A 22972-nucleotide genomic window follows, 5' to 3' on the forward strand; every position below is an offset into this window, starting at 1 on the left:
ACACGATGACCGACGTGACGATCGGCCCCGGCGCCCAGCTGGGCGAGGAGCCGACGCTGCTGCTGCGGGACCGGGGGCCGGCCACCACCGGGGACGAGCTGCTTCCGCTCTCCCTCGGCCAGGAACAGCTGTACCGGCTCGCCTCCCACGGGCCGGAGCACCACCTGGTCGTCGCGCTCCGCCTGACCGGCGAGCTGCGGCAGACCGCCCTGACCGAAGCGGTCCGCCAGCTGGTGGCCCGGCACGAACCGCTGCGCACCACCTACGCCGTGGTGGACGGCAAGCCCGTCCAGAGCGTGTGGCCGGTGGCCCCGATCGAGCTGGAGCCCGCCGACCTCGCACCGCTGCCCGCACCGGCCCGCCAGGCCCAACTGGACGCCCGCATAGCGGAGTTGCTCGCGGCTCCCTTCCACCTCGACTCCGGTCCCGTGCTGCGGGTGCTGCTCGCCCAGCTGACCAGCACTGAGCACGTCCTGGTGCTGTGCCTGCACCGGATCGCCGCGGACCAGTGGTCGAAGGACGTCATCACCGCCGAGCTGGCCGAGCTGTACGAGGCCGCCCTGGTGGGCAGGCCCGCCCAGCTGCCCGAGCTCACGGTGCGCTACGCCGACCACGCGGCCTGGCAGCGCAAGCGGTTCAGCGACGCCAAGCTGGCCTCGCGCCTGGACTGCTGGCGCAAGCGGCTGGCCGACCTCCCCGTGCTGCGGCTGCCCACCGACCGGCCCCGGACGGGCGGGCGCGGCGCCGACGGCGCGCTGCACTCCTTCCGGGTCCCGGCCGAGGTCGTCAGCGGCCTGGGCGACCTGGCCCGCGAGCGCGGCGGCACCCTGTTCGGCGGCCTGTTCACCGCCTGCCAGGTGCTCTTCTCGCGCTACAGCCAGCAGCAGGACCTGGTGCTCGGCACGGTCGCGGCCGGCCGCGAGGCCCGGCCCGAACTGAGCGGCCTGGTCGGCCACTTCGCCAACCCGCTCGTCGTGCGCGGCACCGTACTGCCCACGACGCCGTTCGCGGAGCTCCTCACCGAGAGCACCCAGGCCCTCCAGGACGCCTTCGCCCACCAGGAGGTGCCCTACGAGCGCCTCGTCGGCGAGCTGGGCGAGCAGGGCGAGGGCGGCCGCCGGCCGCTAGTGCAGGCGATGGTGGTGCTGCGCGAGACGGCGGGTCACGAGGCCGGACTGCCCGGACTCACCGTGCGGGAGTTCCGTCCCGCCGGGGTGCCCTCGGCGTACGACGTCACCGTCGAGTTCACCGAGACCGAGTCGGGCGAACTGGCCGGCGTCCTGGAGTACGACACCGCGCTGTTCGACGCGGGCACCATGGAGCGGCTCGCCCGGCACCTGGTCGTCCTGCTGGCCGCCGCCGTGGCCGAACCGGCGCGCGCGGTGGGCGAGCTCCCCCTCCTCGACGAGGAGGAGCGCCGCACGGTGCTCACCGACTGGGCCGTCAACCGCGTCGACTTCCCCGCCGACCGAGGCGTCCACGAGCTGTTCGGCGACCAGGCGCGGGCCCGGCCGGACGCGGTCGCCGTGGTGGACGGCAGGGGCACGTCGACGACGTACGCCGAGCTGGACGCGCGGGCGAACCGGCTGGCCAACCTGGTGGTGTCGGCCGGTGTCCGGCCCGGATCCTTCGTCGCGGTCTGCCTGCCGCGCGGCCCCGAACTGTTCGCCGCGCTGATCGGCGTGCTGCGGGCAGGCTGCGCCTATCTGCCGCTGGACCCCGAATACCCCTCCGACCGGCTGGCGTTCATGCTCGCCGACGCCGAGGCGACGGTGTGCCTGACCGAGCGGCGGCTGACGTCGAAGCTGCCGGACGCGGACGTCAGGATGGTCTGCCTGGACCAGGAGAAGGAGGCCATCGCGGCGCTGCCCGACACGCCGCCGCAGGTCCAGGTCTCGGGGCGGGACGCCGCGTACGTCATCTACACCTCGGGCTCGACGGGCCAGCCCAAGGGCACCGTCATCGAGCACCGCTCCATCACCCGCCTGGTGTGCAACGCCGACTACGTGGCGCTGCGCGAGGACGACGTGGTGGGCCAGGGCGCCGACGCCACCTTCGACGCGGCCACCTTCGAGATCTGGGCACCGCTGGTCGCCGGGGCCCGCCTCGTCGTGATCGACAAGCACACCCTGCTCGACCCGGCCGCCCTGATCGGCGCGCTGACCCGGCACCACATCACCACGCTGTTCCTGACCACCGCCGTCTTCAACCAGGTCGTCGCCGCCGACCCCAACGCCTTCCGCACGCTGCGGCACCTGCTGTTCGGCGGCGAGGCGGTCAACTCCGCCCGGGTGGCGCAGGTTCTGGCCGCCGAGCCGCCCGAGCGACTGCTGCACGTCTACGGGCCCACCGAGACCACCACGTACGCCACCTGGCAGCTGGTGCGCGAGGCCGACGAGAACGCCGCCGTCCCCATCGGCGGCCCGCTCGCCAACACCACCGTGTACGTACTGGACGAGCAGCTCAACCCGGTGCCCGTCGGGGTTGTCGGCGAGCTGTACGTCGCGGGTCCCGGGGTGGCGCGCGGCTACCTCAACCGGCCCGAGCTGACCGCCGAGCGCTTCCTCGACAACCCGCACGGCCAGGCGCCGGACGACCGGATGTACCGGACCGGGGACTTGGTGCGCTGGACGGGCCAGGGCGCCATCGAGTACGTGGGCCGGGTCGACCACCAGGTCAAGGTCCGCGGCTACCGGATCGAGCCGAGCGAGATCGAGCTGGTCCTCGCCCAGCACCCGGACATCGAGGCCGCGTTCGTCATGGCCCTGGAGGAGGACGGGCACAAGCGCCTGGTCGGGTACGTACGGCCGGTCGCCGGGCAGCAGCCCGAGGTATCCGAGCTGCGCGACTTCGTGGCCGCCCGGCTGCCGGAGTTCATGGTGCCCTCGGCCGTGGTGACGCTCGCCGAGTTCCCGCTCACCCCCAACGGCAAGATCGACCGCAAGGCGCTGCCGGCCCCGGAGCACACCGCGGACGCCGGCGCCGGCCTCGCGCCGCGCACCGACACCGAGCGGCTGCTCGCCGGGATCTGGTCCCAGGTCCTGGGGGTCGCCGAGGTCGGCATCACCGACAACTTCTACCAGCTGGGCGGCGACTCGATCCTCGGGATCATGGTGGTCGCCAAGGCGAAGAAGGCCGGACTGCCGATCACCGCCAAGGACGTGTTCCGGCGGCAGACGATCGCCGAGCTGGCCGAGGTGGTGGACGGCCAGGCATAACCGGAGCAGCAAGGCACCGCGGCCCGCCGGACAGGATCCGGCGGGCCGCGGTGCTGCCCGCGTGCGGGCGAGCGGGCAGGGTCTTGGCACGGCGAAAGGGCCGCACCCCCAGGTGCGGCCCTTTCGCCGTGTACGGGCCCCGCAGGCCCCGTGCCGGCCGGTTCAGATGCGGCCCCGGCCGAGCTCCAGGAGCGTCATGGCGAGGGTCGTGCCGGGCTTGCCGAGCGAATCGCTGTAGTGGGACAGGATCTCCATCTCACGGGACAGGTTGACGCGGCGGCCGCCCGACGAGATGCGGGTCTCCTGGATCATGGCCGAGTAGGCCATGCGCTCCCGGATCAGGCCGATGATGCGGTTGTCGAGCGCGTCGATGCGCTCACGGGCGTCGCTGATCACCGACGCGGCCTGCTCGGTACGGGCGCCGGTGGTCTCGGTGGGCGCCTGCGCGGTGGTGGTGACGGACATCTTCGGGGCCTCTCATCGATGGGACCGAACCGTTGGGGACAAGAAGACCGGACAGCCCGCAACGGGTGCGCAACGCGGCCGCGCGAGCCGCCTGTTGCGGAGGTGTTGCGCGGTGCGGTGTTCGATGGCCCATGAGCGGCCTCCCCTCGCGCGAGCGGGCACCCGGTGTCACCGGCGCGGGGGCGGAGGCCGACAGCCGCCATGACGTGGGGGGATCTGTGGTCGAGGCGAACGGGGGGAGTGGTCGAGGGTGTTGACGGTCCGGCCGTGCAGAACGGTGCGCAGAGGCGACCGAAGACGAGCCGCGTCCGAGGACTGCTGCCGCAATCCCATGAATCCATTCCCGTTAGGGCACGGACCGCGCGGCTCAGCGCGCCCGCGCCCATGCACACGGAGGCATGATGACCAGTCGGACCAGTGACCTCGAAGGCGCCACAGTCGCCCCGTTCCGCCGAAGGACCGACGCCCTGCCCCGCCAGCGCAGGAACAGCCCCGACGACCGGCGGGCCCAGGTGCTCACCACGAAGGTGGGTCTGCAGCTGCCGGCCGGGATGAACTACGAGGACTGGGAGCAGGCCGGGTGCCGGCTCTCCGGCATCGTGGACTCGTCCTCGTGGTGGCTCGGCGACTGGCTCGTGTACGGCAAGGACCACTACACCGACCGCTACCAGCGGGGCATCCGCACCGCCGGGCTCCAGTACCAGACCCTGCGCAACTACGCCTGGGTCGCCCGCCGTTTCGCCTTCGACCGGCGCCGCCAGGCGCTGACGTTCCAGCACCACGCCGAGATAGCCTCCCTGCCGGTCGAGGAGCAGGACGCGTGGCTGGACCGGGCCGAGCAGAAGAAGTGGACCACCAAGCAGCTCCGCGGCGCGCTGCGCATGGCGCGGGCCGACGAGCCGCGCGCCGGCAAGCAGTTGGAGACGACCCGGCGCCTCGCCCTGCCCGACAGCCGCCTGCAGTGGTGGCACAAGGCCGCTGAGCAGTCGGGGCTCGGCCTGGAGCAGTGGGTCCTTGAGACGCTCGACAGCGCCGCCGGACGGGCCCTGGAGGAGATCGCTGAGCTGGAACAGCTACAGGAGCGGGCCAGCATCAGCGCCTGAGAGCCGGGCTCGGACACCGGCTCCCACCCCACGGATCGTCGCACATGCCGCAGGGCCCGCACTCCCCGAGGAGTGAGGGCCCTGAAGGCTGTCCGGACGAGCCTACGCGGCCGGGCGCCGCCGGATCAGGCCCGCGCGCACGCCGGCAACTCGCTCATGAGCCGGGCCGCCTCGCGGTGCCGGCCGCACTCACGTCCGGCGAAGGACGCCTGCACACGGTCGCGGACCTCGGGCGCCTGCTCCTGGCTGAGCTTGAACATGCCGTCGGCGCCGGTCACCCGGATCCGGAACGAACCAACCGCGGGCGCCAGTTTGTGGAAGTAGCCGATCGATTCGGACATGTCCCAGCCGGTGCCGAAAGCACCCTCGAAGGCCCGCACGGTGGACTGCACCACCTCCAGGGTCTCGTCGAGCGAGTCGAACTTCTCGACCACGCCGTGCACATGCACCGAGGTGAAGTTCCAGGTCGGGGCGGCCGGCGTCAGCTCGTACACGGTCGGCGACACATAGGCGTGCGGGCCGGAGAAGACCAGCAGGACATTGCTTCCGGTTTCCAGCGCCGACCAGTGCGGATTGGCGCGGTTCATATGGCCGAGGAGAGTTCCGCCGGACAGGTCGTCGGCCCATTCGCCGGCCATCTGCGGATCCGGTATCACAGGCAGATGCGTGGCATAGGGACTGGCCGGAGAACTTCCGTCGGCCGGGCTGCTGTTGGAGGCCATCAGCGCCATCGGATTGTTGCGGATCAGGTCGACCATCCATGAACCGTCAGGTTCACGGTATTGGCTGGGAACGAACATCCGGCATCCACCCTTTCAGAGATCCCACATGCGGCAGGGGTGCCACTCGACATCGACGCTACTGGGGCTTCGCGTGGTTCTGTCAAATAATTTCGGCGCACTCACGACGCTGTACTGTCGACAGGACATCGGCATCCTGGTGCGTTCCTTGACCGAAAGTCTTGCAACACTCGTCCGGCCGCTCTAGGTTGGTTTCCGAGGCGTTCTTGAGTGCACCCCATGAACGCATGTCTCCCGGACCGCCGGTTGAGATTCCGAGACCACAATCCATGAGCACGACGACAGTTGACGACTTCCTGTTCAGAGGCCTCTTGGGATATACACGAATTGACCTGTCGAAAGGTCGGCAGGTCCCGTCACAGCTACCAAAACGGGAGAATTCTCTATGAGTACTCGTGCACCCGAGGTATACGACGTAGTCGGTATCGGTTTCGGCCCGTCGAACCTGTCGCTCGCCATCTCTCTGGAAGAACACCGGGAGAACACTCCGGCAAACCCGACCACCGCGGTGTTCTTCGAGCGGCAGCAGGCGTTCGGCTGGCACCGGAACATGCTGCTGCCGTCCGCGACCATGCAGATCTCGTTCCTGAAGGACCTGGCGACCTTCCGCAATCCCGTGTCGCGGTTCGGCTATGTGTCGTATCTGCACGAGTCGGGCCGGCTGGCGAAGTTCGTCAACAACATGGACTTCTTCCCGACCCGGCTGGAGTTCCACCAGTACCTGGAGTGGGCGGCCGCGAACTTCACCGACCGGGTCAACTACGGCTCGGACGTCACCGCGATCCGGCTGCCGCCGGGGCTCGGCGGCGAGCGCCCCGACTACGTCGAGGTCGAGGTCCGGGACAACGCCAGCGGCGTGACCCGGCTGGTCAACGCGCGCAACGTGGCCATCTCGACGGGCCTGGTGCCGCGCATGCCGCAGGGTATGAAGGCCGACGAACGCGTCTGGCACAGCTCGGAGTTCCTGGCCAAGTACCGGCGCATGAACCCCAGCGACCTGAAGCGCGTGGCGGTGGTCGGCGCGGGCCAGAGCGCCGCCGAGATCACCAGGTTCCTCTACGACAGCCTCCCGCACGCGGAAGTGTCCGCGATCTTCCCGTCGTACGGATACTCCGTCGCGGACGACACGCCTTTCGCGAACCAGATATTCGACCCGGACGCGGTCGACGACTACTACTACGGAACGGAGAAAGCGCGGGAATCATTCTGGCGCTATCACAAGAACACGAACTACTCGGTGGTCGACGGCGACGTCATCAAGGACCTGTACCGGCGCTCGTACGACGAGGACGTCGCAGGCGTCAAGCGCCTGCATTTCCTCAACATGACCAGGGTCAGGGAGGTCAAGCGGGCCGGCGAGGAGACGCGGGTCCTGCTGGACACCCTGCTCGACGGGCACACGCGGGAACTCGACGTGGACGCGATCGTGTTCGCCACCGGGTACGACTCCCTGGACCCGAGCCGGCTGCTCGGCGACCTCGACCGCTACTGCCTGCGCGACGACGCCGGAAAGCACCAGGTGCAGCGCGACAACCGGCTGGTCACCCTGCCCGAACTGCCCTGCGGCCTGTACATCCAGGGCGGCACCGAGCACACCCACGGCCTGTCGTCGGCGCTGCTGTCGAACATCGCCATCCGCAGTGGGGAGATCGCCGACTCCATCGTCAGCAGCCGGCCCGTGCTGAAGGAGCGGGGGCAGCTGGTGGCGGCCATGGCGGGTTGACCGATGGCCCCTGCGCGAACGGCCCGTCAGCACGGGCTGACGAGCCGTTCGCAGGTGGGGGGGACCGAAACCTTCCTGGGGGCGGTCGCCTACGCGGACTTGCGGAAGTCCGCTGCGGTACGGGCCCCTGAAGGGGCGCGGGGAACTGCGCGACCAGCCACGGCCGACCCGCAGCCGAAAAGCCCCCACTCCCGCGGAGCGCCTAGGCGGCCATCGCCTCGCGCAGGCTCTTGGGGCGCAGGTCGGTCCAGTTCTCCTCGACGAAGTCCAGGCACTCCTGGTGACCGCTCTCGCCGAACGCCACCCGCCAGCCGGCCGGAACCTCGACGAATGAGGGCCAAAGGGAGTGCTGCTCCTCCTCGTTCACCAGGACATAGAACTGGCCATCCGCGTCATCGAACAGGTTGCTGCTCATCGTCCACTCCAATTCAAGCCGTTCACGATCGGCTTCCCATGGGAAGTGATTCGTGATCCGTGTACTGTGCGAGGTGGATAGGCTCCCAGCCCGCATTCTTAGGGTGTTCGGCCTTTCGGAGCCGCGACATAATGGCAACGCCGCGCTCCTGAAGGCCGGTTGATCTGTCCATGCATATCAGTGATCCGTCCACGGTCAAAGCCGGGAAGTTTCTCCCGGCCGAGACCGCCCGGTGTCCTGTGGACAGGACAGTCCGCGCTGAAGGACTTGAATTTCCAGCAGTTTGGCACAGGGCGCTAGACGAACGGTCGAGCTCCGGCTGATAGTGGCTGACGTACCACTCCGGCACCGGCATGGAGACACGGGCACCGGCAGTCCGGGCCCGATGGAACGGCCGCTCGCGGCAGCCCTCTCAAGCCGCTTCGCCCCCTTAAGAAACAGGCATTTTCCACCCTAGGAGTTTCGCCATGAGTGTTACGGCAGCGCAGGGCTTCTCGGCCGCAGGCGTCGCAGCCGGAATCAAGAGCAATGGCAATCCGGATCTGGCCCTGGTGGTCAACACCGGTCCGAGCAGAGCCGCGGCGGGCGTCTTCACGTCCAACCGGGTGCAGGCCGCGCCCGTGCTGTGGAGCAAACGGGTTCTGGCCGGCGGGGAGGTCGGCGCCGTCGTCCTCAACTCCGGTGGCGCCAACGCCTGCACGGGCCCCGAGGGCCAGGACGACACGCGGGTCACCGCCGAGCAGGTGGCCGGGCTCCTTGCGGGACACCGCGCCGATCAGGTAGCCGTCGCCTCCACCGGGCTCATCGGCATCCGGCTGCCGATGGACCGCCTGCTCACCGGAGTCGAGAACGCCGCGGCCCAACTGTCCACGGACGGCGGTGAGAACGCCGCCCGCGCCATCATGACCACCGACTCGGTGCACAAGACCGCCGTGTACGAGGGCGACGGCTGGACCCTGGGCGGCATGGCCAAGGGCGCCGGCATGCTCGCCCCCGGCCTCGCCACGATGCTGGTGGTGCTGACCACCGACGCGGACCTCGGCAGCGACAGCCTCGACAAGGCGCTGCGCGCCGCGACCCGCACCACCTTCGACCGGGTCGACTCCGACGGCTGCATGTCCACCAACGACACCGTGCTGCTCCTCGCCTCCGGAGCCTCCCAACTGAGCCCGAAATACGGGGAGTTCGCCGAAGCGGTCCGGACCGTCTGCGACGATCTGGCCCGCCAGCTCATCGGCGACGCCGAGGGCTCCTCCAAGGACATCCGCATCGACGTCGTGGGCGCGGCATCGGAGGACGACGCGGTCGAGGTCGCCCGGACCATCGCCCGCAACAACCTCCTCAAGTGCGCCATCCACGGCGAGGATCCCAACTGGGGCCGGGTGCTCGCCGCGATCGGCACCACCCGGGCCGGCTTCGACCCGGACCTGCTGAACGTCGCCTTCAACGGCGTGTGGGTCTGCAAGGACGGCGCGATCGGGGCGGACCGCGACGCGGTGGACCTGCGCGGGCGGGGTGTCGTCATCACCGCCGACCTCGCCGCGGGCACCGAGTCGGCCACCGTCTGGGCCAACGACCTGACCGCCGAGTACGTCCACGAGAACAGCGCGTACGCATCATGAAGACCGACCAGCACCCGGGCCTGGCCAAGGCGGAGTCCATCCTGGAAATGCTGCCGTGGCTGATCCGCCACCGCGGCGAGATAGCCGTCATCAAGTTCGGCGGCAACGCCATGGTCGACGACGAGCTGAAGGCCGCCTTCGCCCGCGATGTCGTCTTCCTCCACCACGCCGGACTGAAGCCGGTGGTCGTGCACGGCGGCGGCCCGCAGATCAGCGCGGAACTCGACCGGCGCGGACTGGCCAGCGAGTTCAAGGCGGGCCTGCGCGTCACCACACCCGAGGCGATGGACGTCGTCCGCATGGTGCTGGCCGGCCAGGTCCAGCGCGAGCTGGTCGGTCTGCTGAACCAGCACGGCCCGCTCGCCGTCGGCCTCACCGGCGAGGACGCCCACACCATCACGGCCTCCAGGCACTGGCCCGAGATCGACGGCGAACTGGTCGACATCGGCCGGGTCGGTGAGATCACCGAGGTCGACACCGGCGCCGTCGAGGCACTCCTTGAGAACGGCCGGATCCCGGTCATCTCCTCGATCGCCCACTCACAGGACGACACACATGTCTACAACGTCAATGCTGATACGGCGGCTGCGGCGCTCGCTGCGGCGCTTGGCGCCGAAACCCTGATGTTCCTCACCGACGTCGAAGGCCTCTACGCGGACTGGCCCAACAGCGACGAGGTGATCAGCAAGCTCACGGCGACGGAGCTGGAGAAGCTGCTGCCCGAGCTGTCCAGCGGCATGGTGCCGAAGATGGCGGGCTGCCTGCACGCGGTGCGCAACGGCGTGAGCAACGCCCGCGTCATCGACGGCCGGGTCCAGCACTCGGTCCTGTTGGAGATGTTCACGGACGAGGGAGTCGGCACGGTGGTCGTGCCGGACGGAGAAGAGGGATCGAAATGAGCGAGGCCGACAATACCGAGCTCGTACAGCGCTGGCAGGCCTCGCTGATGGGCAACTACGGCACCCCGCGCGTGCCGCTGGTGCGCGGCGAGGGCGCCGCGTTCTGGGACGCGAACGGCAAGAAGTACCTGGACTTCGTCGGCGGCATAGCCGTCAACGCCCTGGGTACCGCGCACCCGGCGATCGTACGGGCCGTCAGCGAGCAGGTCGGCCGGCTCGGCCACGTATCCAACCTGTTCATCGCCCCCGAGCCGGTCGAGCTCGCCGAGCGGCTCCTGGAGCTGGCCGGCCGCCCGGGGCGCGTCTTCTTCTGCAACTCCGGCGCCGAGGCCAACGAAGCCGCCTTCAAGATCGGCCGCCTGACCGGGCGCCGCCACATGGTGGCGACCCGGGGCGGCTTCCACGGCCGCACCATGGGCGCCCTGTCGGTGACCGGGCAGCCGGCCAAGCGGACTCCGTTCGAGCCCTTCCCCGAGGACGTCACCTTCGTCGAGTTCGGCGACGCCGAGGCCCTGCGCGAAGCCGTCACCTCGCACACCGCCCTCGTCGTCATCGAGCCGATCCAGGGCGAGAACGGCGTGATCGTCCCGCCGCCCGGCTACCTGGCCGCCGCCCGTGAGATCACCCGGGCCGCCGGAGCCCTGCTCGCCGTGGACGAGGTGCAGACCGGCATCGGCCGCACCGGCCACTGGTTCCAGCACCAGGCCCAGGGCATCGAACCGGACATCGTCACACTCGCCAAGGGCCTCGGCGGCGGGCTCCCGATCGGCGCGACCCTCGCCTTCGGCCGGGCCGCCCAGCTCCTCGGCCCCGGCTCGCACGGCACCACCTTCGGCGGCAACCCCGTCGCCTGCGCCGCCGCGCTCGCGGTCCTCGACACCATCGCCGACGAGGGACTCCTGGACCACGTCCAGCGCCAGGGCGAGCAACTGCGCGACGGCATCGAGGCGCTCGGCCACCCCCTGATCGGCGAGGTGCGCGGAGCGGGCCTCCTGATGGGCATCGTCCTGGCCGAGCCGCTCGCCCTCCAGGTGCAGCAAGTGGCCGAGGAATCGGGCCTGTTGGTGAACGCCGTCGCGCCGGACGTGATCCGGCTCGCCCCGCCGCTGATCATCGGCGACGAGGAAGTGGCGGCCTTCCTGCACACTCTGGGCCGCGTACTGGGCCACATCCACGAGGGGTGGCGCCGGGCGACGACCGCCGTCGACGCCCTCACCGAAGAGCGCGCCGAGCGCTTCGCCCACCTCTGATGTTCACGACCGACATGGCTGACGGCGGCCGTCCGGGACCGGTACGGAGACAGGCCCGCGACGGGGAGGACTCATGAAGAAGATACGAGCGGCTGTGGCCGGAGCGAGCGGGTACGCGGGCGGCGAAGTGCTGCGTCTGCTCCTCGGCCACCCCGATGTCGCGATCGGCGCCCTGACCGGCAACTCCAACGCCGGCCAGTACCTGGGGGCGTTGCAGCCGCACCTGCTGCCGCTCGCCGACCGCGTCCTGGAGCAGACCACCGTCGAGGTGCTGTCCGGCCACGACGTGGTCTTCCTCGCCCTGCCGCACGGCCAGTCCGCCGCCGTCGCCGAACAACTCGGCCGCGACGTCCTCGTGGTCGACATGGGCGCCGACTTCAGGCTGCGCAACGCGGCCGAGTGGGAGAGGTTCTACGGCTCCGCCCACGCCGGCACCTGGCCCTACGGACTTCCCGAACTCCCCGGCGCCCGGGCCGCGTTGGAGGGTTCCAAGCGCATCGCGGTACCCGGCTGCTATCCCACCGCCGTCTCGCTCGGCCTGTTCCCCGCGTACGCCGGGCGGCTCGCCGAGGCCGACGCGGTGATCGTCGCCGCGTCCGGGACCTCGGGGGCGGGCAAGGCGGCCAAGCCGCACCTGCTCGGCTCCGAGGTCATGGGCAGCATGTCGCCGTACGGCGTGGGCGGCGGCCACCGGCACACCCCGGAGATCGCCCAGAACCTCAGCTCCGTCGCGGGCGAGCGGGTCACCGTCTCGTTCACACCGACGCTGGCACCGATGCCGCGCGGCATCCTGGCCACCAGCTCGGCGCGGGCGAAGCCCGGAGTGACGGCGGAGGCGGTCCGTGCCGCGTATGAAAAGGCGTACGCGGACGAGCAGTTCGTGCATCTGCTGCCCGAGGGGCAGTGGCCGACGACCGGCGCCGTGCACGGCTCCAACGCGGTGCAGGTCCAGGTCGCGTACGACGAGAGCGCGCACCGGATCATCGCGGTCAGCGCCATCGACAACCTCACCAAGGGCACGGCGGGCGGAGCGGTGCAGTCCATGAACATCGCCCTCGGACTGCCGGAGGAGACGGGCCTGTCCACGACCGGTCTCGCGCCCTGAGCGGCACGGCCGGTCACTGACCGCCGTTTCCCGTAACCGCCCTGTCCCGTGCCGCGTATCGCCGTCGTGGGCGGCATCCCATGAACGCGCCGTCACCCACGGCGTCGCACGAAGGCGCCCCACCCACGAGCGGGGGCGCCGTACGAAGGCACCCCCACCCCGGGTGCCTCAAGGGCGTGGCGGCCGGGGCGTACCAAGAGCCCCGGCCCGCCCGCCACCGTGCTCAGGCCTCAAGCCCGTTGAGCAGCCGGTCAAGGCCGTAGGCGAAGATGTCCGTCGAGCCGCCGCCCATCGGGTCGCCGGTGCGGCGCGACACGCACCAGGCGTGCAGTCGCGGGTAGGGCTGGGCGGCCTGCTCGACGGTCGGCCACAGGTCTTCGGCCCACTCCTGTGGGCTCTTGCCGCTGCGGTTGAGCGCCGTCAGCCACGCCGCCTCACTGGTGCCCATCCCGACGACGTACGCCAGCAACGCCTTCATGGCATGGTCGGCCTCGTCCAGATCGCAGCCGCCCGCCTCGAAAATGGCCAGCATCCGGTCGGTATTGCGCATCATGTTCGGGCCGAGTGACGAGAATCCGGCACGGCCGAGGACGGAAACAAGCCACGGGTGCCTGAGGATCGCGGCGCGCAGACTCTGCGCACTGGACGCGGCCGCCGAGCGCCAGCCCTCCTCCTCGGCGTCCGGCACCACCATCTCGCCGTAGACCTCGTCCACGACCAGCTCGATCAGCTCATCCTTGCTGGCCACGTGCGAATACAGCGAGGTGGCACCGGCGTTCAGGCGGGCGCCCAGGCGGCGCATGCTCAGCGCCTCGATCCCCTCGGCGTCCAGGAGCCTGATCGCCTCGGCCACGATCTGATCGCGGCTCAGCGCCGGCTGCTCGCGTCGGACGCGGCGCGGGCGGGTCCAGACCGATTGGATCAGCTGCTCCTTGGCAGGCATGTGGGGCCTCCTTCTTCTCTCGTCGCTTCAGGATAGCGCGTGAACGCACGTTGTGCGGGATTGCGTACAGCGTTCCCGAGGCGTACAGTGTTCGCTAGATCGAACGACGTACACGGATGGCGGGAGTGGCTTGATTCGGACTAGTAACTAGATAAAAAACCGGCACGCTGGTTTGATGACTGCCTAAGCTCCCCCCCTGGGCGCGGCCCGTTCGCCTGGCCCACACCGTTCGAGAGGTTTTCAAGATGGAACGTCATCCGCGACGCTGGCTCATCCTGATCGTGCTGTGCCTCAGCACGCTGGTGCTGGTCATCGACAACATGGTGCTCACCGTGGCGGTCCCGCACGTGGCGGAGGACCTGAAGGCGAGCGCCCAGGACATCCAGTGGATCATCGAGTCGTACATGCTGGTCTTCGCCGGCCTCCTGCTCACCGCGGGCAGCCTCTCCGACAAGTTCGGGCGACGGCGAGTGATGATCATCGGTCTCGCGGCCTTCGGGGCCGCGTCGGTCCTGGCCACCTGGGCCGGCAGTCCTGAGCAGCTGATCCTCGCCCGCGTCCTGATGGGCGTCGGCGGCGCACTGATCATGCCGAGCACGCTGTCCATCCTCATCACCGTCTTCGACGACGAGGAGCGGCCCAAGGCCATCGCGGCCTGGAGTGCGGTGGCCATGCTCGGCCTGGTCGGTGGCCCGGTGCTCGGCGGCGCGCTGCTCGCCCAGTTCTGGTGGGGTTCGGTCTTCCTGATCAACATCCCGATCGCATTCCTCGCGATCATCGCGGCGCTGATCCTGATGCCGGAGTCCAAGGGCCCCTGGCGCAAGGCCGACCCGGTCGGCATGGTGCTTTCCATCGTCGGCATGGCCTCGCTCGTCTGGACGATCAACGAGCTGCCCAAGGGCGGCCTCGGCCACACCAGCACGCAGATCTCGCTCGCCCTGGCCGTCGTCGGCCTGGTCTCCTTCGCGATCTGGGAGAGCCGCGTCGAATCGCCGATGGTCCCGGTGACGCTGTTCCGCAACAAGATCTTCACCGGCGCCAGCTTCTCGCTCGTGCTGCTGACCTTCGCCAACGGCGGCCTGATGCTGGTGCTCACCCAGTACCTGCAGTACGTCCTGGACTACACCCCGGTCCAGACCGGTCTGGCCTTCACGCCGCTGGCGGTGGCGACCCTGGCGTTCAACGGCCTCGGCGCCGGCCTGATCCCGAAGACCGGCAACCGTCCCATCGCCGTGGCCGGTCTGCTCCTCATCGCGGGCGGGTTCGCCGTCCTGTCGACGCTCAAGACCGGCGACGGCTGGGGCCCGCTGATCACGGCCATGGTCCTCATGGGCGCGGGCAGCGGTCTGGCGATGCCGGCGGTCATGTCGGCCCTCATGGGTGCCGTGCCGGAGGAGCACGCCGGTGTCGGCTCCGCGCTCAACGACACCATCCAGCAGGCCGGTGCCGCACTCGGCGTCGCCGTTCTGGGTGCCGTCCTGTCGGGCACCTACACCAGCTCGATGCCGGGCTCGGCGCCGGAGACGGCCAAGAAGTCGATCGTCGACGCCCTCGCCGTGGTCGCCAAGACCAAGGACAGCGCGCTGCTCAACACCGCCCACCAGGCCTTCACCGACGCCATGTCCGCCAGCTTCCTGGCGGGTGCGGGCGGCGTCGTGGGCGCCGCAGTACTGGCCCTCTTCCTCATCAAGGGAGGCAAGGCGGACCCGGCCGCGGCCGCCGAGGCGGACTCCGTCGCGGACGTCGCGGGGGCCGGAGCCGTGGAGGCCAGCCACTGACCCGGGCGCGAGGCCCGGCCGGACAGCGGTGACCGCGGTCGCGTGGCGATCCCACGCCGACCGCGGTCACCGCGCTTTCCGCGCCCGGGAGTTGAGAGCCTGGCGACCTCGTCTTGAGGCCCCGGGCGCCCTCGCCGCCCGTACCAAGCACCCCGTACGAAGACCTCGGCGCCCCGGCGCCTGCACCTGCCGCCCCGCCGGCATCCCCTTTGCCCCACCTTCGCCCCGCGGCGACGCACTCCCCTCAAGGCTGACTGGACGCCGGCTCAAGGATGGCTAGTGAGCGCTTGAGGCCCTCTGAGCTCGGCCGATATCCTTAAGGAAACCGTCTGAGCGGTTTGCCCCATCCTGCTGTCCCCGACCAACGGGAGTCCTTTCGCCGTGGCTACGTTCCTCTACAAACTGGGCCGCTTCGCCTTCCGACGGCGGGGCTTAATGGCACTGCTGTGGGTACTGATCTTCGGCGGAGTGGGCTTCGCTGCCTCGTCCGCTCCGGCACCCCCGGCCGATACGTTCTCGATGCCGGGAACCGAGTCGCAGAAGGCCTTCGACCTCCTGCAGGCCAAGTTCCCTTCCGCCAGCGCCGACGGGGCCAGTGCCCGCGTCGTCGTCCGCGCACCCAACGGGCAGAAGATCTCCGCTCCCCAGCAGAAGGCCGAAGTGGCGGCGCTCGTCGCCGACTTGGCCAAGGGGCAGGATGTCGTCTCCGTCACCGATCCGTTCAAGACCAAGGCCGTCAGCAAGGACGGCACGACGGTCTACTCGGTCGTCACCTACAAGGTCGCCGCACCCAAGGTCACCGACGACGCGCACAACGCGCTCACCAACGCGACCGCCAAGGCCCGCGCCAAGGGCCTGACCGTCGAGGCCGGCGGTGACGCCGTCAAGGTGGACGCCTCGATGGGCGGCACCGGCGAGAAGATCGGCATCCTGGTCTCCGCCGTCGTCCTGCTCATCACCTTCGGCTCCGTGCTCGCCGCGGGCATGCCGCTGCTCACGGCCCTGATCGGCGTCGGCATCGGCATCTCCGGCATCACCGCGCTCGGCAGCACCCTCGGTCTGTCCAGCACGACTTCGACGCTGGCGATGATGCTCGGCCTCGCCGTCGGCATCGACTACGCGCTGTTCATCGTCTCCCGCTACCGCGCCGAGATCGCCGAGGGCCACGACCGCCAGGAGGCCGCGGGACGGGCCACCGGCACCGCGGGTTCGGCGGTCGTGTTCGCCGGTCTCACCGTCATCGTGGCGCTGGGCGGCCTGGCCGTCGTCAACATCCCGATGCTCACCAAGATGGGTCTGGCCGCAGCCGGTACGGTCGCCGTCGCCGTACTCATCGCGATCACGCTCGTTCCCGCGCTGCTCGGCTTCGCACCCGTCAAGGTGCTGCGCCGCAGGGACCGCAAGCAGCAGTACGGCAAGCCGCTCTCGGAGCGCCAGCAGCGCAAGGCCGCCAAGCGGGCCGCCAAGGCCCGGCCCAACCTGGGTGCGCGCTGGGCGGGTTGGGTCCTGCGCCACCCGGTGGGTGTCCTGCTGATCGCCGTCGTGGGCCTGGGTGCCTGCGCCGTGCCGGCCGCCAGCCTGGAACTCGGGCTGCCCGGCGAGGGCACGATGGCGAAGGACACCACCCAGCGCAAGGCGTACGACATCCTCTCGGAGTCCTTCGGCGCCGGGTTCAACGGCCCGCTGATGGTCACCGTCGACGCCAAGGACGCGACCTCCGCGGCCGCCGGCGTCAGCAAGGCCCTGGCCAAGGAGCAGGGAGTCGAATCGGTCTCCCCGGCCACGGTCAACAAGGCGGGCGACACCGCGATCATCAACGTCATCCCGACCACCGGACCGACCGACAGCAAGACCCAGGACCTGGTCCACTCGATCCGCCGCACCGTGACCGGCCTCCAGGCCGGCAACGGCTCGGAGATCCTGGTGACCGGCCAGACCGCGATGTTCATCGACTTCTCCAAGACGCTGAACGACGCGCTGCTGCCGTACCTCGGTCTCGTGGTGGGCCTGGCGTTCCTGCTCCTGATGGTGGTCTTCCGCTCGATCCTCGTACCGTTGAAGGCGGCCCTCGGCTTCCTGCTGTCGGTGAGCGCCGCCCTCGGCGCGGTCGTCGCGGTCTTCCAGTGGGGCTGGCTCGCCAAGGTCTTCGGCGTCGCCCAGCCGGGCCCGATCATGAGCACGATGCCGATCTTCATGATCGGCGTGGTGTTCGGCCTCGCGATGGACTACGAGGTCTTCCTGGTCACCCGCATGCGGGAGGCCTACGTCCACGGGGCGCGGCCCGACGAGGCGGTCGTCACCGGCTTCCGCTACGGCGGCCGGGTAGTCAGCGCCGCCGCGATCATCATGGCCAGCGTCTTCTCCGGCTTCATCATGGAGAACAACGACCTGATCAAGATGATCGGCTTCGGCCTCGCCGTCGCCGTCCTCTTCGACGCGTTCATCGTCCGGATGACGATCGTGCCCGCACTGCTCGCGCTGCTCGGCAGGGCCGCCTGGTGGCTGCCGAGGTGGCTCGACTGGCTGCTGCCGAACGTCGACGTCGAGGGCGAGAAGCTCAGCCGCACCTCGCCCGCCTGGATCCCGTCGCAGCCGCACCGGGAACGCGAGCTCGTGGACTGAGAATCGCCACGAACCGTACGTCGTACGCTCTTGCGTACAGCGTATGAAAGGCCGTACAGTGTTCATGAAGGTCGGCGCGCCGCCATCCCCCGTCGGCGCGCCGACCACATGGGCCGAACGGCTCGTACGAACGAACGTGAAGGGGCCAGGGGTACTCACCGAGTACCCCTGGCCCCTTCACGGTGCGCCGTCTGTGCCCGGGTGGAGATCGGCGGCGTCGAGGCGTCGAGCCGGGAGCTCAGGGGTGTCCGGCCCCCGGGGCCGGGGGCCGGGGGCCAACGGTGGGCACGACCAACCCCCTTCGGTGACGCGACGGCTCAGGCGACAGCGCCGAGGATCGGCGCCCAGGCGGCACCGGTGAGTGCGGCCACCACCTGCTGCTCGGAGAGCGGGGGAGCGGCACGGGTCGCCTTCGGTGTGTCGGAGCCGGTGCCGCCGCCGGGGCTGTTCCACTGCACCATCTGAAGCTGCGCGCCGGTCGCCTTCAGCGTCACCGTCACCGTCCAGCGGCGCCCGGCGTCGGCACGGGTCGCGTGCTTGGCCGCGTTCCGCTCCGACATCACCACGGCCCCGCCGGGAACCGCCGCACTGCTCGGCAGCTCGCGAAGCGTGCAGGTGTCACCTTCGGCACGCGCGGGCGTCCGCTCGCAGCTCAGCCCGTCGCCGTCCCTGAGCGGCAGCTTGAGCCGCAGGGCCGAGACGCCGACGGAGGCGGCGCCGTGCCCGTCGTCGACGACCAGTGCACCGTTGGCGACGTACCCGCCGGACGGATCCGAGGGGTTGTTGCTCTGTCCGGTCACCTGGCTGAACCGGCCCCCCGGAAGCGTCTTCTTCAGAGCCTGGACCATCTGGTCACCGGTGATCGCGGAACGGGGCATCGCCAGCGCCACCGTCTCCATGTTGGACCCGGCGGAGTGGGTCCCGGCGAGCGCGCCGGGGATCACCAGGGCGCCTGCCGCGATCACGGCGCAGGCGCCGACCCCGGCCAGGACGGCGGCGCTGCGCCGACGCCGGCGGCTCCGCCCGCGCTGGACGGCTCCGCCCAAGAGCGCGGTGAGGTCGGGTTCGAGGGAGTCCGTCGTGCGGTCCAGGGCATGGGCGAGGTCTGCTTCGAACGGCATGGTGGCATCACTTCTCTTTCGCTGATGGGGGCGTTGCGCCGGCTTGGACCTGCGTGCACCGGTGCTCACTGCGGAACCAGATCGGACAGGCTGTCGCCGAGCAGCGCACGCAGCCTGCCGAGTGCCCGGGTGCCCTGCGAGCGGACCGCGCTGCTGCTCAGCCTGAGCATCTGGGCGGTCTCCTCGATGCTGTGGCCCTCCCAGTAGCGCAGCAGCAGCACCGCCCGGTCGCGGGGCGGCAGTTGGCCGAGCGCGGCCAGCAGGGTGATCCGCAGTGCGGCGTCGGGGCCGGACTCGGGGCTGTCGGGCACGTTCCCGATCGGGCGCTCGCCGGTGCTGCGCCGACGCCGCAGGCTGAGGAAGGTACGGACCAGAACCGTCTGGGCGTAGGCCGCCGGGCTGTCCGCACCGGCCACCCGGCTCCAGTGCACATACACCCGGCTGAGGGTCTCCTGGACCAGGTCCTCGGCAAGATGCGTGTCGCCGGCCGCGAGCGCGTACGCCGAGCGGTAGAGCACCTTTGCCCTCGCGGCCACGAACTCCAGGTACTCATCCTCCTGTGCTGATTTCACTCGGTCCCCGCCTGTTCGCTTGCTTCGTGATCCCCGTGCATACCCCTCATGACTACGTGAGACGTCAGGATGTCGCGCGGGCGGGAGATCCTTCTCCTCCAACTCCTCCAACACCGACGATCAGGATGTCCGGATCACCTGCGTGCCAGTGCCCAGCGGAGACCAAGCGCTCGATGACCCCGCGCAGTTGGATGCCGGTCACCGCGGTGGCGCCGTCGGCCGGGCCCGGCCGAACCGCGTCCAGCCGGTGGGTGTTCCGTGAACAGCCGGATGTACTCGGGCTCCGTGATCTGGGTGGTGCTGCCGGAGTGTCGGCGGGGGCAGCCAGTCAGAGCCTGTGTCTAAACCCCGTCCGGATCAGGCCGCGGCGTCTGGTGCGTGCGATCGCAAGGCGCCGGAGCGTCCTCGTAGCGGAGCTACTAGGGCGTTTCGGCAACGCGGCATGGGGGTCCCCCCTGGTCCTTAAGACCTTGGGGGAGTGCGTGCCAGGCGTCGCGGGCCCGGACGGGGTTTAGACACAGGCTCTCAGTCGTGTTCGCGGAGCGCGGTGACGAGCAGGCGGCCTTCTGCCGCTCGCCGGCGGATCAGTACGGCGGCGGTGGTGTGGAGTTCGTTCCAGGAGTGCGGGCGCCCGATCGCTGCGGCGTCGGGGACGATCGCCACGGCGACTGCCGCAGCTTCGGCCGTGTGTCCGGCGCCCGCGTGGGCGTGAGCCAGGCAGGCCCGGTACCAGGTCTTGTCCCGACGGTACTCATCGGGCAGTGCGTCGAGTCCGGCCCGCAGGTGATCGACCGCGGTACCCCACTGGCCCAAGTGCAGTGCAGTCATGCCGCGTTGAAGTGTGAACCAGGTCTCGTCGTAGAAGTACATCCACACCGGCTCGTCCTCGGGGCGTTCGCCGGCCCGGGTGATGAGATCCTGCGCGTCGTCCAGGAGGCGGTGGGCGTCATCGCCCGCGCCGTCGAGTGCGTGGCCACGAGCGGCCATCTGCGCGGCCATTCCCTGCACCCCCAAGGATGCGCCGGGAGCTGACCAGCGGGCTGCCTCTGCCAGCCGCACGCACCGCTGGCCGCGTCCGCTGGACCACGCCATGTGAGCCTTCATGCTCAGGGTGGTGGCGGCCATGTTGGCGTCTCCGGCTTCGAGGGCCCATTCGTGGGAGCGGTCGTACCAGGCGAGCGCGGCGGGAGTCTGCGCCTGGTCCTGTGCCATCCACGCGAGGAACTGGGCGTGTTCGGCCGCCAGTCGTACCACCCGGTCCGCCAACGGCCCGCGGGCGCCCGCATACAGGTCCACAACGGTGCGCAGTTGTTGGCGCATCACGTCGACCATCGGCCGGGAGCCGATGAAGTCTTCCGCGCGGCGGTGCTCGGCGAGCAGCCGGTCGAGCCAGTCCAGGGTTGCGGCATCCACCCGCACCGTGGAGGCGACGACGTTCGTGACACGGTCCAGGAGGTCACCGTCCGGCGCGATACCGGGCAGCGACAGACCGGCCATCGGGGCCGGGGTGGCAGGCTGCCCGGCCCCGCCCGAGCGGAGCTCGGCCGGGACGTCGAGGCCCGCCACGATGCGCTGGCGCACCTCGACCGACGTCACCCGGCGCCGTCCCCGCTCGATGTCGGAGACATCGCCCTGCACCAGGCCGACGCGTTCACCGAGCCTGGTCTGGCTCAGCCCGGTGAGTTTGCGGTAAGTGCGGAACACAACGCCCCAGTCCTCACCGGTGACGGCGGCTGCGAGCTGCGGATGTGACCACACAGTCTCGGGACTTTCTCCCATACCTCAAATATAGGGCGCGCCTATAGGGCCGCGGGATGGCCTCAACCGGCGTGCGGCGCAAGGGTCTTGATGAAGAGACCCCCGCGGCCGCGGCAGGCGGCCCGGGGGCGTGACCATCAACCACGGGAGGTTGACGATATGACCCACGCCAACGCCCCACTCCTCGACCAGCAGGCCATCACCGGGTTCGTTGCGCAGGTGCTGGCACCGCGCTCCGGACTCCCGGCCGCTGAGACCGTGGAAGAGTGGCTCCAGGTACTGCGCGGACACATCGCCTACCTGGTGCCCGTCGTGGAGGACAGCGCCCCCGCCGGATGGCTGGAGGCGGTCCAGGACGTGCGGGCCGAACTGGACGCAGGCCCCGGCCACCACCTCGCCGCCGCGACCGTCCACGCCCAGGTACTTGCTCGCCACACCCGCCAGCTCCTGGGACTGGCCGGCGACATGGGGGAGCGCTGCTCTCTGCCGGTGGGCACCAGCGAGCGGCGGTGGGGCTACCAGAGCACGGACTGGCGGTTGACTGCCCGCCCGGCCCCCGTGAGGTCCACCGGAGAATGCTCCGGGTGCGGGCAGCGGTCTGACACGCTGGCGAGTCCGGACGCGGCGCAGATGTGGTGCCGCGACCACGCGGGGGCGACGGGACACCGGGTCTACGAACTCACCAGCGTGCAGATGTTGACGGCCGTGCTGGACGACGACGGAGGCATCCGGTGAGGATGAACTGCCCCGGATGCACGCCGTCTACCGGGGCACCCCCGTCACATCAGGCGATCAGATGGCGGGCGAAGAACCGGGTCGCGCTGTCGGCCTCGAACCTGGGCAGCTCGCGGTGCCCGCCCGCGTTGGCGTGCAGCGTCTTCTCCTTCGAGGCGAAGGCGTCGAACAACGCGAGACCGGACCGGCGGTCGATGTGCTCGTCGTCCCACTGGAGCACGAACTCGACCGGCACGGTGATCCGGGCCGCCGCCTCGGCCAGCGATTCCTGCCCGAGGCAGCCGAAGACCGCCGCGCCGATCCTGGGTTCGGCCGCCACCAGCGGCACGCCGATCCCCGTGCCCTGCATGATGCCCCAGAAGCCGACCGGCCCTTCGGCGCCGATCTCCGGCAGTTCCTGGAGGGCGTCCAGGGTCGCCCGCCATTCCGGCACGGCACGCGCCGCCAGTTCGAGGTGGATCCCGGCGGCGACCGGCCCGAGCGGCTTGCCCGCCGCCTGGGCCTGTCGCAGGACGGCGATGTGCTGCTCGTCCACCGGTGTTCGGGGCCGGTCGCCGTGTCCGGGTGCGTCGATGGCGGCGACGTGGAAACCGCAGCCGGTGATGAAGCGCTGTGCCCGGCCCACGATTCCCGGTGCCCGCTTGTGCTGGCCGCCGCTGTGCGCCATCAGGACCAGAGGCGCGCGATCGGCGCCGGGTGCGGGCGACCAGAGGACGCCGGGGACATCGCCGACAGTGAAATCGCGTTCAATGACACCGTTCGACGATGTCTCCGCAGTGAAATGCATGGGGTGCTGCCTTTCGAGAGTGCCTTGTCGGGGCGCTCCCGGCGACACCTATGTCA

The 22972-nt window shown here is 70.2% G+C and carries 18 protein-coding genes; 10 read left to right on the plus strand and 8 right to left on the minus strand.

Translation table 11 applies throughout. The annotated features are described in order from the left end of the window. Positions 1-5 precede the first annotated feature (5 nt). Positions 6-3218, plus strand: coding sequence for an amino acid adenylation domain-containing protein (locus ACIBK6_RS32220; protein ID WP_399055229.1), 3213 nt, complete (start codon positions 6-8; stop codon positions 3216-3218). 162 nt (positions 3219-3380) lie between these two features. Here ACIBK6_RS32220 and ACIBK6_RS32225 read toward each other — a convergent pair whose 3' ends face one another. After that, positions 3381-3683 carry a chorismate mutase gene (locus tag ACIBK6_RS32225; protein ID WP_399055231.1) on the minus strand — a complete coding sequence of 101 codons (303 nt, stop codon included), beginning with the start codon at positions 3681-3683 and terminating at the stop codon, positions 3381-3383. Between the two features lie 398 nt (positions 3684-4081). Between ACIBK6_RS32225 and ACIBK6_RS32230 the strand changes: the two genes are divergently transcribed. Beyond that, the gene (locus ACIBK6_RS32230) at positions 4082-4786 is read left to right on the plus strand and encodes an LmbU family transcriptional regulator (protein ID WP_399055233.1); all 705 of its coding nucleotides are present in this window, start codon (positions 4082-4084) and stop codon (positions 4784-4786) included. A 125-nt stretch (positions 4787-4911) separates the two neighbouring features. On the opposite strand, the gene ACIBK6_RS32235 is transcribed toward ACIBK6_RS32230, so the two are convergent. Then, a complete protein-coding gene (locus ACIBK6_RS32235) occupies positions 4912-5586 on the minus strand; it encodes an FMN-binding negative transcriptional regulator (RefSeq protein ID WP_399055235.1) in 675 nt (224 codons plus the stop codon). A gap of 385 nt (positions 5587-5971) precedes the next feature. On the opposite strand from ACIBK6_RS32235, the gene ACIBK6_RS32240 reads away from it, so the two are divergent. Continuing rightward, a complete protein-coding gene (locus ACIBK6_RS32240) occupies positions 5972-7309 on the plus strand; it encodes a lysine N(6)-hydroxylase/L-ornithine N(5)-oxygenase family protein (protein ID WP_399055237.1) in 1338 nt (445 codons plus the stop codon). Positions 7310-7511: 202 nt separating this feature from the next. Here ACIBK6_RS32240 and ACIBK6_RS32245 read toward each other — a convergent pair whose 3' ends face one another. After that, positions 7512-7724, minus strand: a complete 213-nt coding sequence (locus tag ACIBK6_RS32245; RefSeq protein WP_399055240.1) for an MbtH family protein — start codon at positions 7722-7724, stop codon at positions 7512-7514. Between the two features lie 467 nt (positions 7725-8191). On the opposite strand from ACIBK6_RS32245, the gene argJ reads away from it, so the two are divergent. From argJ to argC, 4 genes are all read left to right on the plus strand, one after another. After that, positions 8192-9346 (plus strand): bifunctional glutamate N-acetyltransferase/amino-acid acetyltransferase ArgJ, encoded by a 1155-nt coding sequence (argJ, locus tag ACIBK6_RS32250; protein ID WP_399055242.1) that lies wholly within the window; start codon positions 8192-8194, stop codon positions 9344-9346. Then, complete coding sequence (gene argB / locus ACIBK6_RS32255) at positions 9343-10245, plus strand: acetylglutamate kinase (RefSeq protein ID WP_399055244.1); 903 nt, start codon at positions 9343-9345, stop codon at positions 10243-10245. Before argJ ends, argB begins: the two co-directional genes overlap by 4 nt. Further along, positions 10242-11495, plus strand: coding sequence for an acetylornithine transaminase (locus ACIBK6_RS32260; protein ID WP_399055246.1), 1254 nt, complete (start codon positions 10242-10244; stop codon positions 11493-11495). The genes argB and ACIBK6_RS32260 overlap by 4 nt, the downstream gene beginning before the upstream one ends. A gap of 73 nt (positions 11496-11568) precedes the next feature. Then, positions 11569-12600 (plus strand): N-acetyl-gamma-glutamyl-phosphate reductase, encoded by a 1032-nt coding sequence (argC, locus tag ACIBK6_RS32265; protein WP_399055248.1) that lies wholly within the window; start codon positions 11569-11571, stop codon positions 12598-12600. A 223-nt stretch (positions 12601-12823) separates the two neighbouring features. Here the strand turns inward: argC and ACIBK6_RS32270 are convergent, their stop codons facing one another. Then, a complete protein-coding gene (locus ACIBK6_RS32270) occupies positions 12824-13543 on the minus strand; it encodes a TetR/AcrR family transcriptional regulator (protein ID WP_399055250.1) in 720 nt (239 codons plus the stop codon). A gap of 245 nt (positions 13544-13788) precedes the next feature. On the opposite strand from ACIBK6_RS32270, the gene ACIBK6_RS32275 reads away from it, so the two are divergent. Further along, entirely contained in the window at positions 13789-15321 is a 1533-nt protein-coding gene (locus tag ACIBK6_RS32275) for an MFS transporter (RefSeq protein WP_399055252.1), read from the plus strand. A 381-nt stretch (positions 15322-15702) separates the two neighbouring features. Further along, the gene (locus tag ACIBK6_RS32280; RefSeq protein ID WP_399055254.1) at positions 15703-17943 is read left to right on the plus strand and encodes an MMPL family transporter; all 2241 of its coding nucleotides are present in this window, start codon (positions 15703-15705) and stop codon (positions 17941-17943) included. 317 nt (positions 17944-18260) lie between these two features. Here ACIBK6_RS32280 and ACIBK6_RS32285 read toward each other — a convergent pair whose 3' ends face one another. The 3 genes from ACIBK6_RS32285 to ACIBK6_RS32295 all read right to left on the minus strand — a co-directional run bounded on the left by ACIBK6_RS32285 (position 18261) and on the right by ACIBK6_RS32295 (position 21415). Continuing rightward, a complete protein-coding gene (locus tag ACIBK6_RS32285; RefSeq protein ID WP_399055256.1) occupies positions 18261-19064 on the minus strand; it encodes a hypothetical protein in 804 nt (267 codons plus the stop codon). Positions 19065-19129: 65 nt separating this feature from the next. Beyond that, positions 19130-19636, minus strand: a complete 507-nt coding sequence (locus tag ACIBK6_RS32290; RefSeq protein WP_399055258.1) for a SigE family RNA polymerase sigma factor — start codon at positions 19634-19636, stop codon at positions 19130-19132. 525 nt (positions 19637-20161) lie between these two features. Further along, positions 20162-21415, minus strand: a complete 1254-nt coding sequence (locus ACIBK6_RS32295) for a helix-turn-helix domain-containing protein (RefSeq protein ID WP_399055260.1) — start codon at positions 21413-21415, stop codon at positions 20162-20164. Positions 21416-21553: 138 nt separating this feature from the next. Between ACIBK6_RS32295 and ACIBK6_RS32300 the strand changes: the two genes are divergently transcribed. Then, positions 21554-22129 (plus strand): DUF6415 family natural product biosynthesis protein, encoded by a 576-nt coding sequence (locus ACIBK6_RS32300; RefSeq protein WP_399055262.1) that lies wholly within the window; start codon positions 21554-21556, stop codon positions 22127-22129. Positions 22130-22178: 49 nt separating this feature from the next. Here the strand turns inward: ACIBK6_RS32300 and ACIBK6_RS32305 are convergent, their stop codons facing one another. After that, positions 22179-22916: an alpha/beta hydrolase gene (locus ACIBK6_RS32305; protein ID WP_399055264.1), complete on the minus strand. Its 738-nt coding sequence runs from the start codon at positions 22914-22916 to the stop codon at positions 22179-22181. Between the last annotated feature and the right edge of the window lie 56 nt (positions 22917-22972).

Source organism: Streptomyces sp. NPDC050485, assembly GCF_044458185.1.
Lineage (GTDB): Bacteria > Actinomycetota > Actinomycetes > Streptomycetales > Streptomycetaceae > Streptomyces.